General features: G+C 73.6%; 6 protein-coding genes. 4 read left to right on the top strand and 2 right to left on the bottom strand.

Annotated features, from left to right (window positions below; genetic code table 11):
• Positions 1 to 165: 165 nt before the first annotated feature.
• A complete protein-coding gene (locus CCN42_RS32135) occupies positions 166 to 1,848 on the bottom strand; it encodes a tetratricopeptide repeat protein (protein WP_086740884.1) in 1,683 nt (560 codons plus the stop codon).
• A gap of 395 nt (positions 1,849 to 2,243) precedes the next feature.
• Between CCN42_RS32135 and CCN42_RS32140 the strand changes: the two genes are divergently transcribed.
• A complete protein-coding gene (locus CCN42_RS32140; protein ID WP_086740886.1) occupies positions 2,244 to 2,693 on the top strand; it encodes a hypothetical protein in 450 nt (149 codons plus the stop codon).
• A 118-nt stretch (positions 2,694 to 2,811) separates the two neighbouring features.
• Positions 2,812 to 3,552, top strand: a complete 741-nt coding sequence (locus CCN42_RS32145) for a class F sortase (protein WP_086740888.1) — start codon at positions 2,812 to 2,814, stop codon at positions 3,550 to 3,552.
• A gap of 10 nt (positions 3,553 to 3,562) precedes the next feature.
• On the opposite strand, the gene CCN42_RS32150 is transcribed toward CCN42_RS32145, so the two are convergent.
• Positions 3,563 to 4,120: a TetR/AcrR family transcriptional regulator gene (locus tag CCN42_RS32150; protein WP_086740889.1), complete on the bottom strand. Its 558-nt coding sequence runs from the start codon at positions 4,118 to 4,120 to the stop codon at positions 3,563 to 3,565.
• 102 nt (positions 4,121 to 4,222) lie between these two features.
• Between CCN42_RS32150 and CCN42_RS32155 the strand changes: the two genes are divergently transcribed.
• Both CCN42_RS32155 and CCN42_RS32160 read left to right on the top strand, forming a co-directional pair.
• Positions 4,223 to 5,404, top strand: coding sequence for an FAD-dependent monooxygenase (locus CCN42_RS32155; RefSeq protein ID WP_086740891.1), 1,182 nt, complete (start codon positions 4,223 to 4,225; stop codon positions 5,402 to 5,404).
• Between the two features lie 92 nt (positions 5,405 to 5,496).
• Positions 5,497 to 6,153, top strand: a complete 657-nt coding sequence (locus tag CCN42_RS32160) for a maleylpyruvate isomerase N-terminal domain-containing protein (RefSeq protein WP_086740892.1) — start codon at positions 5,497 to 5,499, stop codon at positions 6,151 to 6,153.
• Positions 6,154 to 6,464 lie beyond the last annotated feature (311 nt).

Raw genomic sequence — 6,464 nt, forward strand, 5'->3', positions numbered from 1 at the left:
GCTCACCTTGCGGGTGTGGCACGCGACGTGGCTGGAGCGCTCGCCGGGACTCCTCGGGTCGGCTGGGGCAGCGGGAATCCGTGTCCGTCGGGGAGGGCCGGATCACGGGACCTGTACGGAGCGGCGCGCCCTACGCCACGACCTCCGCGTTCGGCGGCGTCGTACTCACCCGTCCGCCTCGCAGCAGTGCGACGGTGCGGCCGCCGTGGTGCCGGTGCGGCAGAAGCAGGATGCCTCCACGGGGACGTCCGCCAAGGCGGTGGCGACCGTCAGCTGCTGGGCGATGATGCCCGCCTCGGCCGTCCTGCCCTGCCGGAGCAGGCATTCGTGGAAGCCGTGCAGGGCCCAGACGTTGTTGGGGTGCCGGCAGGCGCGCGGCAGGGTGTCGTCCAGGCCGAGGTCGGCCCGGTAGACGGCCTCGGCCTCGGTGACCCGCCCCTGCTCCAGCAGCAGGGCGCCCAGTGCGTGCCGGGTGGGCTGCATCCAGCCCCACGGCTCGTCGTACGGCAGGTTGTCGTCGAGGGCGACGGACCGCTTCAGCGCGGCGAACGCCTCGTCGAAGTCGCCTTTCCGGTAGGCGAGTTCGCCGTCGAGCATGGCGGAGGCGATGGCGAGGATGTCGACGCAGGTGTTGTTGAACAGCGTCCGCGTGCCGGGGACCCGGCCGAGTGCGGCGCGGAACAGTTCCCGCTCGGCACCGGCCTCGGCGACCCGGCCGGTCGCCGCGAGGGCGACGCCGCGCGCGTAGTGCAGCATCGCGGTGGTCACGCTGTACAGCTCCCGGTCCTCGGGCAGTGGCAGAGCGAGGATGTCGGCCCAGCGGCCGAACCGGATCAGCACGTGCACCCGCATGGCGAGGAAGCCCTCCAGCCAGTCGGCCATGGGCGGACTCTGCACCCGCAGCAGTTCCTCGGGGATGGAGGCCTCGAGCCGGTCGGCGGTCTCCAGGGCGACCTGGGACCGGCCGAGGAACATCGCGCCGTAGATCTTGAAGTGGTAGTTGTGCGACCGGTACAGCGTGTAGAAGTTCATCGCCCCGGCGCGTGCGTGGAACTTCTCGTCCGCGGCGATCGCCGCGCTGTTGTCGGACACGACGCGCCGGTAGTCGCCGCACAGCACTTCGATGTGCGAGGGCATGTGCTGGAGGTGGCCGGCGTCCGGCACCAATCCGCGCAGCCGGTCGGCGACCGGCAGGGCCGTCTCGGGGGTCGGGGACATCTCCATCAGGTGGATGTAGAGGTGCAGGACGCCCGGGTGATCGCGCCCGCCCGGCGTGTCGAGCGCCCGTTCGAGCACGGCCCGGGCGTCGCGCGTGCGGGCTCCCTCGGCGGGCTCGCCGGTGCGCAGGTCCCACAGCTGCCACGGAGTGAGGTTCATCAGCGCGTCGGCGTACAGGGTGGCGACGTCCAGGTCGTCGGAGGCCTGCTCATAGGCGGCGCGCATGCTGTCGGCGTACGGCGCGTTCCACACCGAGCAGTCCTCGACCGGCCGGGACCGCGGGTAGCGGGCGCGCAACGCGCCGATCAGCGCCCGCTCGACGGGCGTGGCACCGGCCGCCTTCTCGTTCGCCCGTTCGGCGGCGGCGTGGGTGCGCTCGACGGTCCGGGTGAGTTCCTTCTCGTCGAAGAACTCCCACGGCTTGTTGTAGTTGGGGCCGAGGGCGTAGGCGATGCCCCAGTGCGCCATGGCGCAGTCGGGATCGGCCGCGACGGCCGCCTCGAAGCAGCGGACGGCCTCTTCGTGGTGGAAGGCGTACGTCCAGACCAGGCCGCGGTCGAACCAGAGCTGGGCCTGTGCCGAGGTGGTCGTCACGGGACGGGTGTGAGCGCCGAGATCGTAGTACTCCATGAGCTGCCTCCCGAACCGTACGGCCGCCGCCGGGCTGCCCGGTCGCCCGGTTGCCCGCCGATCGGGCAGCCGGTGCTCCGCTCAGGGCGGCCGGTGTGCCGCGCCGGGCAGCCGGGACCCAGCGTAGTGGTGATCTCATGGCGATCGGCAGTGCGCGCCCCGCGGAACACCTGGTGGGGGAGGGAGCGCGGGGGGACGGAGCGGCGCTCGGATGCGGCGTTCTCGGGCTTCACGCCCCCGGCGGGGTCATCCGTTCGGCGGTGACAGGGCTCACCCGACTGATCGCCCCGAGTAGCGGCGGGCGGGCGACTGGCCGACGGTTGAGCACGTCGGGGGTCGGGTTGGTCAGCTGTCCGAGTGCCAGCTGCCCGGCCGTCGGCGAAAGGAATGATCAGATGCGTTCTGCTCGCATGCTCGTGGCCGTGGCGGGGGCCTCTGCGGCTCTGGCCCTGGGCGCGCCCGGCGCCTACGCGGCCGTCGGCTCCGGCTCGGACCACGAAGACTCCTCGTACAGCAAGGAGCACGAGAAGGACGGTGGTCACGACTCCGGTTCCTACAAGGACGGCGGTCACGACTCCGGCTCGTACAAGGACGGCGGCGAGGAGTCGGGCTCGCACAAGGACGGCGGCCACGACTCCGGCTACAAGGACGAGCACGACAAGGGCTCCTGGAAGGAGAAGGACTCCTGGGGCGGTGACCACGAGAAGCCCCGCGGTGGTGTGCACACCGGAGGCGGCGCCCTCGCCGGACCGTCGGTGACTGCGGGCGGCATGGCCGTCCTCGCCGTCGCCGGCACCGGCCTCTACGCGATGCGTCGCAGGAAGACGGCCGAGGGCGCGGGCTGACCCTCGCCCGCTGCGATAGCCGCTGCGGCCGCCACGCGCGTGCCGCGTGGCGGCCTGGCCGGTGGCTCTCCCGTCACCCCGTCCGATGTGCTGTCGTGCCCTAGCGAGGTGGTTTCCCATGCCGGCTGGTTCGCCCGACCACGCTGATCACGAGCCCGCCCAGGACGGGCGGAGATCCCGCACCGGCGTGCTGGTGATGAGTGCCGTGGCCGCCCTGATCCTCGTCACGAGTCTGACCGGCCGGCACCCCGCGCCGCCCGGTACCTCGTCCGACTCCCTCCCCGCGCCGCGGGACGTGGTGGCGTCCGCCGCGTCGGCTCCGCCCGCCGGACAGCCGGCCGAGGCGCAGGAGACGGATCGGGAGGCGACGCCGAGGCCGACGCGAACACGACAGTCGCAGAAGTATCTGCCTCGCTCGAAGCCCGTACGACTGCTCATCCCGAAGATCTCGGTCGACGCCCCCTTCACGGAGCTGGCAATCGGCCCCGGAGGACAGCTCGAAGCCCCGCCCGCCGACGACGTCAACCTCGTGGGCTGGCACGCCGACGGTCCGTCGCCGGGGGAGGCCGGTACGTCGGTGATCGCCGGGCACGTCGACACGGTGACGTCCCCAGCCGTGTTCGTGAACCTCGGGGAGCTGGAGAAGGGCGACGTCTTCCACGTCCAACGAGCCGACAGGCGCAAGGCGTCCTTCGTGGTCGACAGCGTCGAGACGTTCGACAAGGACCACTTCCCCGATGACCGGGTGTACGCCGACACGCCCGAGGCGGAGGTCCGGCTCATCACCTGCGCGGGCGACTACGACCGTAGGGCGAAGGACTACACGGAGAACCTCGTGGTCTTCGCCCACCTGGCCTGAACCGGGCGGCTCAGCGCAGGGCGGCCGCCACGAGCCCGCGCACTTCCCGCTCGCCGACGTCCCCGCCGTTGACGAGGCGGTCGAAGACGAGCCCGTCCACGCACGTCAGCAGGGTGACGGTGCGTTCCTCGGGGTCCGGGACGCCCTGGGCGGCGAGGAAGTCGCGCACGGCCGCACGCGCCGCGTTCTCGCGCGGTACGAGGATGTCCCGCAGCTCGGGATGGCGGACGCTCTCGATGGCGCACGCGTAACGGGCGAGGGACCGCCGGCGGCCGTCCCCGGTGAGGCGCCGCCCGGCGAGGGCGGCGATACGGGCCGTCAGCTCCGCGGCGTCACGTGGCACCGGAGCGGCACCGCCCGCCGCCTGCAGTTCGGCCTGGTCGAGGTCGACCAGCCGCCGGACCAGCGCGGTGAGCAGCGCCTGCCGGGTGCGGTAGTAGGCGGACGTGGTGCCGGGCGGCAGGCCGGCCGCCCGGTCCACGGCGCGGTGGGTCAGTCCTCGTGTCCCCAGGTCGGCGAGCACGCCGATGGCGGCGTCGGCGAGAAGGGCGCGTCGGTCGGTGGCCACATCCCTATTTCTACACCTGTAGAGGACGTGTCGTGCGTGTGCAGTACGCTCCTTCTACATCTGTAGAAGCCCCAGTGGGGGCGGACGGGAAGGGGGCCGGGCATGGGCGACACCAGTGCGGTGGTGGTCGGGGGAGGCATCGGAGGGCTGGCCGCCGCCATCGGCCTGCGGCTCATCGGCTGGGACGTCACGGTCCTGGAGCGCGCCGCCGCCCTCGCCGACGCCGGTGCGGGCATCTCCCTGCACGCGAACGGACTGCGCGCCCTGGATGCCCTCGGCGTCGGCGCGGCCGTACGCGCGGCGGCCCGCCCGCAGTACACCGGAGGCACCCGCACCCCCACCGGCCGGCGGCTGGCCCGGATGGACGGAGCGGCCCTCGAACGCGAGCTGGGCACGCCCATCGGCGGCATCCCCCGTGCCGTCCTCCACCGGCTGCTGCGTGAGGCGCTGCCCGCCGAGTGCCTGCTCGTCGGAGCGGAGGCGACGTCCGCCGGCCAACCCGCCCGCGACCGAGTCACCGTCACCACCCGGGACAAGGTGCTGGACGCAAACCTGGTCGTGGCGGCCGACGGGGTCAACAGCCGGCTGCGCGCCCGGCTCTTCCCCCACCACCCCGGCCCCGCCTACAGCGGCTCGACCGTCCTGCGCGCCATCACCGAGCGCCCCGTCGACCTGGCGGACGACTTCTCGCTGACCTGGGGCCGGGGAGCGGAGTTCGGCCATATCGCCTTCACCGACGGCCGGGCGGAATGGCACGCGGTCCTCACCTCACCGCCCGGCATACGGCACGCCGCCCCCCTGCACGCGCTGCGCCGCCGCTTCGAGGGCTGGCACGATCCGATCCCCGCCCTGCTCGACGCGACCCGGCCCGAGGCCGTCCTCCACCACGACATGTACGAACTGGCCACCCCCTTGCCCGCCTTCGTCTCCGGCCGGATCGCCCTCCTCGGCGACGCGGCCCACGCCATGACCCCCAACCTGGGCCAGGGCGCCTGCCAGGCCCTGGAGGACGCCGTCACCCTGACCGCCGCGCTCGCCACCGAGCCCGCCGTCGACGCGGCGCTGGCCCGCTACGACGCCGAACGCCGCCCCCGCAGCCAGTCCGTGGCGCGCGCCGCCCGCCGGGCGGGCCGCCTGGGTCAGCAACTCGCCCACCCCGCGGCCGTCGCGCTGGGCAACACGGCCATGCGGCTGGCCCCCTCCGGGGCGACGCTGCGGGCCGTCCTGCGCCACGCGGCCTGGACCCCACCGGTCTTCGGCCGGCCGCTGACGGGCTGCGAGTGACGGGGGCACGACCGATGGACCCCCGTGACGGGCTCCGGTGACCGCCCGGCCATGTGCTTGTCCGCGTCCGGGCACCGCACTAGCGTGCCGATGTGAACCTCTTCTCGCACTCATGGTCGGCGTTGCGCACGGCCGTCGCGGCGCTCTCGGGCGAGGATTTCGCACAGCCGTCCGGGTGTACCGGCTGGCTGGTTCGGGACCTGGTGTGCCATCTGATCATCGACGCGCAGGACGTCCTGATCACCCTCGTGACCCCCACCACGAGGGAGCCGACCCGCGACGCCGTGACCTACTGGGAGGTCACCGATACACCGCCGACCGGTGAGGACCCGCTCGACGCGCTGACCGTCCGGCTGGCCGCCGCCTACCAGGATCCGGGGCTGCTCACCTTCCACCTCGACGACGTCGGCTCCGCCGCCGGCCGCGCCGCCGAACTCGCCGACCCGGCCCTCCGGGTGGAAACCCAGGGCCAGGTCCTCACCGCGGGCGACTACCTCTCGGCGTACGTCCTGGAATGGACACTGCACCACCTCGATCTGACCGCACACCTCCCGCACGCGGCGGGACCGCCCGCGGAAGGGCTCGCCCGATCCCGCGAGATGCTGGAGCGGATCGCCGGGACCTCGTTCCCCGCGGCCTTCTCCGACGCGACGGCGCTGCTGGTCGGCACCGGGCGGCGCGCTCCGACCGAGGCGGAGCGGGCCGAACTGGGCGAGTCGGCCGGGAGACTCCCGCTCGTCCTCGGCTGACGGAACCGGCCACCGCCCGCCGCCGCACGGCGCCCGCGTCCCGCCTGTCGATTGTTCGATCCCGGCGTGCCGTGCCCCCGCGGCCGAAGCCGAGCGGGGCTCACCAGGCGTCCCGGTGCGGCACCTGCTCGCGCGGAACCGACGCGCCGGGCGGAGGCCGAGATCCCTCACCTCGCCCCCACGCCGAGACGCGCCACCTCGCCCGCCCAAGGACACGCGCGGCCCAGGGCCTCCCCAGGACGTGCCGCCCTGGGCCTCTCCGGACGCGCGGCCCTGGGGTCCCCGCCCCGGACACCCCCTAGGCCGTGTCC

It is taken from the genome of Streptomyces glaucescens (assembly GCF_002154375.1).
Classification (GTDB): domain Bacteria; phylum Actinomycetota; class Actinomycetes; order Streptomycetales; family Streptomycetaceae; genus Streptomyces; species Streptomyces glaucescens.

Excerpts from the sequence above, each read along its gene's own strand:
- CCN42_RS32135 (WP_086740884.1), bottom strand. The coding sequence starts at position 1,848 with ATGGAGTACTACGATCTCGGCGCTCACACCCGTCCCGTGACGACCACC.
- CCN42_RS32140 (WP_086740886.1), top strand. The coding sequence starts at position 2,244 with ATGCGTTCTGCTCGCATGCTCGTGGCCGTGGCGGGGGCCTCTGCGGCT.
- CCN42_RS32155 (WP_086740891.1), top strand. The coding sequence starts at position 4,223 with ATGGGCGACACCAGTGCGGTGGTGGTCGGGGGAGGCATCGGAGGGCTG.
- CCN42_RS32145 (WP_086740888.1), top strand. The coding sequence starts at position 2,812 with ATGCCGGCTGGTTCGCCCGACCACGCTGATCACGAGCCCGCCCAGGAC.